5 protein-coding genes are annotated in these 3960 nt (G+C 72.3%); 1 reads left to right on the top strand and 4 read right to left on the bottom strand.

Features of this window, described 5'->3' with window-relative positions; translation table 11 throughout:
* Nucleotides 1–312, top strand: a 312-nt coding sequence (locus QH283_RS17115) for an SbcC/MukB-like Walker B domain-containing protein (protein ID WP_280503990.1), incomplete at its 5' end; no start/stop codon positions are given.
* Between the two features lie 134 nt (nucleotides 313–446).
* On the opposite strand, the gene QH283_RS17120 is transcribed toward QH283_RS17115, so the two are convergent.
* From QH283_RS17120 to QH283_RS17135, 4 genes are all read right to left on the bottom strand, one after another.
* The gene (locus QH283_RS17120) at nucleotides 447–965 is read right to left on the bottom strand and encodes a methylated-DNA--[protein]-cysteine S-methyltransferase (RefSeq protein ID WP_280503991.1); all 519 of its coding nucleotides are present in this window, start codon (nucleotides 963–965) and stop codon (nucleotides 447–449) included.
* Between the two features lie 60 nt (nucleotides 966–1025).
* Entirely contained in the window at nucleotides 1026–2501 is a 1476-nt protein-coding gene (locus QH283_RS17125; protein WP_280503992.1) for an AlkA N-terminal domain-containing protein, read from the bottom strand.
* Between the two features lie 133 nt (nucleotides 2502–2634).
* Nucleotides 2635–2838: a YbdD/YjiX family protein gene (locus QH283_RS17130; RefSeq protein WP_280503993.1), complete on the bottom strand. Its 204-nt coding sequence runs from the start codon at nucleotides 2836–2838 to the stop codon at nucleotides 2635–2637.
* 10 nt (nucleotides 2839–2848) lie between these two features.
* On the bottom strand, nucleotides 2849–3960 hold a 1112-nt coding region (locus QH283_RS17135; RefSeq protein ID WP_280503994.1), incomplete at its 5' end, for a carbon starvation CstA family protein.

Genomic DNA, 3960 nt, shown 5'->3' on the forward strand with positions numbered 1-3960 from the left:
GTCCGCCCCGCCAAGACGCTCTCCGGCGGTGAGACCTTCATGGCCTCGCTCGCCCTCGCGCTCGGGTTGGCCGACACCGTCGCCGCCGAATCCGGCGGGGTCGTCCTCGACACCCTCTTCATCGACGAGGGCTTCGGCAGTCTCGATTCCGACACCCTCGACGCCGTCATGGGGGTGTTGGACGAACTGCGCGCGGGCGGCCGGGTGGTCGGCATCGTCAGCCATGTGGACGAGATGCGTCAGCGCATCCCCAGCCGCCTGCACGTCGTCCGTGGCCGGGCGGGGTCGACGCTGCACGCCACCGTCGCCTGAGCCCCTGGTGTCCGGTTCGGCCCTCTCCGGGAGATCGATCACGTCGATGCCCCCCGGGAGCCGTGACCACGGCTCGCGGCCGAACCGCCGGTGCCGGATGCGGTCGTGGCGGAGGAGCGGGGACCGCGGGGCGGTCAGTGCCCGGCGTTGCCGCTCTCGTGGTCGAGCAGCCACCGCTTGACGTCCAGCCCCCAGCGGAACCCGCCCAGCGCCCCGCCGACGCGCAGCACCCGGTGACAGGGGACGAAGAGCGCGGCGGCATTGCGCGCGCAGGCGTTGGCGGCGGCGCGGGTCGCCTGCGGCCGACCGGCCAGCGCGGCGAATGCGGTGTAGGTGACCGGTTCGCCCGCGGGCACCTTGCGCAGCACCTCCCAGGCGTGGGCGAGGAATTCCCCCGACTGCTGGCGCACCGGCACCGCGTCGATCACGCCGGTGTCGCCGTCGTGGTAGGCGAGGACCGCACGGGTGATCTCGCCGAGTGCGTCCCGTCGCCGCAGTTCGGCGGGGCGCAGGGCGGGGTGGATGAGCAGACGCAGGCCGTCGGCGTCGGCGGTCCAGCCGGAGGCCAGCACCGCGCCGTCGGCGTCGGCGATGGCGGTGAAGGGACCGATCGGCGTCTCGACGCGCGCGACTTCGGCGACGGAGAGGGACATCAGGAGCTCGCTTTCGACAGGGGGGCAGGCGTGGTGGTCGGGAGGAACAGCGGTGCGGGTTCAGCCCGCGCGGCGTCGGTCTCCGGCGGGCCGGTCCATGGCCCGCGCGGCCAGCGCCGTCTTCCACAGGTGCATGGACAGATAGGACCGCCAGGGCGCCCAGCGGGCCGTGTCGGCGAGGTCGATGCCGAGCAGTTCGGCGCCGCGTCGGGCGATGAGGTCGCTGCGCAGCACGGTGTCGGGGTCGGCGAGCAGGCGCATGGTCACGTAGTCCGCCGTCCACGGGCCGACCCCGTCGAGCGCCAGCAGTTCGGCGCGCAGTTCGGCGGCGGTGCGGCCGGGGTGCAGGGTCATATCCCCCGAGGCGATGGCCGCCGCCGCGCGCACGATCGACTCGACGCGCCGGGCCGGGCCGGTCAGCACCCGGGCGCCGTGCTCGGCCACGGCGGCCGCGGTGGGGAACAGGTGCGGCAGCGGCCCCGGCACGCGCTCGCCCAGCTCGCGCACCAGCCTGCCGGTGTGGGTGGCGGCCGCCGACACCGAGATCTGCTGGCCGATCATGGTGCGCAGCAACAGTTCCTCGGGGTCGGCGCAGCCGGGCACCCGGATGCCCGGCTCGAAGTCCGGTCCGAGCACCTCGTCCACCCCGACCGGATCGGCGTCCAGGTCGAGCAGATGCCGTATCCGCGCCACCGTCGGCGCCAGATCGCGCATGTCGCGCAGCGCCAGTTCGGCCCGCACGTGCCCGGGCAGGACGCGCAGCGCCACCACCGCGTGCCCGTGCGGGGTGCGCAGCGTGCGGGTGTAGGTCCCGCCGGACCAGCGTTCCACCCCCGGCGCGGCGTGCGCTCCGAGGAACCATTCCAGCCATGCCCGGTCCAGCGGCTCCCGATAGGGCAGCCGCAGTGTCAGCGCGCCCTCGGCCGGCACGGGGGCATCGACGGGGGAGCGGCGGCGGGCCTCGGCGCGCATGGTGGTGGGGCTGACCGCGAAGACCTCGCGCACGGTGTCGTTGAACTGCCTGATGCTGCTGAACCCGGCCGCGAACGCCACCTCCGACATCGGCATGTCCGTGGTCTGCACCAGCAGTCGCGCGGTGTGCGCGCGATGGGCCCTGGCCAGCGCCAGCGGTCCAGCGCCCAGTTCGGCGGTGAGCACCCGGGTCAGCTGGCGCGGCGAGTACCCGAGTGCCGCGGCCAGGGCGGGCACACCGCCGCGCTCGATCACCCCGTCGGCGATCAACCGCATGGCGCGTGCCGCGAGATCGGCGCGCGTGTTCCACAACGGCGACCCGGGCACGGCGTCGGGCAGACGGCGGCGGCAGGCCCGGTAGCCCGCCTGCTGCGCGGCCGCCGCCGTGGGCAGGAAGGTGACATTCGCCCGCTTGGGGGTGATCGCGGGACACGAAGGGCGGCAATAGATTCCGGTGGTCCGCACGGCGGTGAAGAACTGCCCGTCGAAGCGGGGGTCGCGGGTCGACACCGCCCGATAGCATCGCTCGAAATCCAGCGCCGTGATCGTCACGCACTCCACCATGGCAGCCGCGCGACGGCCGTGCTAGCGGAAATCGGCCATCGTGACCGATCAGCGGCCGTGACCGATCAGCGGCTGTGACCGATCAGCGGCCGTGACCGATCGGCGGCTGTGACCGATCAGCGGCTGTGATCGATCAGCAGCAGCGGCCGCCCGGATTGCTCTCGGCATGCGCGTGCCGCTCCCGCCAGTACTCCCGCTCGGTGGGCACCGGCCGGTCCGGGTGACGGCGGCGCAGGTGCGCGACATAGCGCTGATAGTCCTGCCCGCCGACCACCGAATCCAGCCACCACAACGTCGCCCGTGCCGCGGCAACCAGCCGATTCGTTCCCGTGCTCACGACGGCGGCCTCACTTCGCCTCGACCTCCACCGCGTGCGCGGCTCCCGGCGCCCGCACCGCACCCGAGGCGATCAGCTCGTCCCACTGCCGCTGTACCTCGCGCTCGGCCTTCGTGGCGACGAACCCGCTCGGCGCGAAGATCTTCGACGGCTCCTCCGGCGTCTCGGAGGTGCTGGTCTCCCCGGACCGCACGGCTCGCACGCACACCAGCACCGCGACGGCCGCCACCACCAGCACCAGCGCCGCGAACAGGATCGACAGCGTGCCCTGGATGAAGGTGTTGCGCACGACCACGTCCACCTCCTGCGGCGTCTTGGCGGACAGGCACAGCGAGCCCGCCTCCTGCGCCTGCCTGCACAGGCTGTGCTGCTTCCAGTAGCCGAGCTTGGGATCGGCGGAGAAGATCTTCTGCCAGGAGGCCGTCATGGTGACGACCAGATCCCAGACCAGCGGAATGCCGGGAATCCAGGCGTAGCGGGTCAGCCCCTTCTTCACCAGGATCACGACCACGACCGTCAACGCGACCGCCGCGAGCAGCTGGTTGGCGATGCCGAACAGCGGATACAGCGCGTTGATGCCGCCCAGCGGATCGGTCACGCCCATCAGCAGGATCGAGCCCCAGGCCGCGACCACCACCAGCGAGCACACCCACGCGCCCACCCGCCAGGACGGGTCCTTCAACCGGGCCAGCGGACCGCCGAAGTTGCCGAGCGCGTCGGAGACCATGAACCGCGCGACGCGGGTGCCCGCGTCGATGGTGGTGAGGATGAACAGCGCTTCGAACATGATCGCGAAGTGGTACCAGAACGACTTCATGCTCTCGCCGCCGAGGAACTGGTGGAACACCTCCGAGATGCCGACGGCCAGCGTGGGCGCGCCGCCGGTGCGGGAGATGATCGTGTTCTCCCCGACGTCCTCGGCCGCCTGGGAGAAGGTCTCCGCGGTCGCGGGCGCACCAGCCAGGCCGAGCGAGTTGGTGTACTCGGCGGCCTGCTCCGGGGTGCCGCCGGTGAGCGACAGCGGCGCGTTCATGCCGAAATACAGGTGCTGGTCGATGATGCAGGCGGTGATGATGGCCATGACCGCGACGAACGACTCCATCAGCATGCCGCCGTAGCCGA

The organism is Nocardia farcinica, assembly GCF_029867845.1.
GTDB lineage: Bacteria > Actinomycetota > Actinomycetes > Mycobacteriales > Mycobacteriaceae > Nocardia > Nocardia farcinica_A.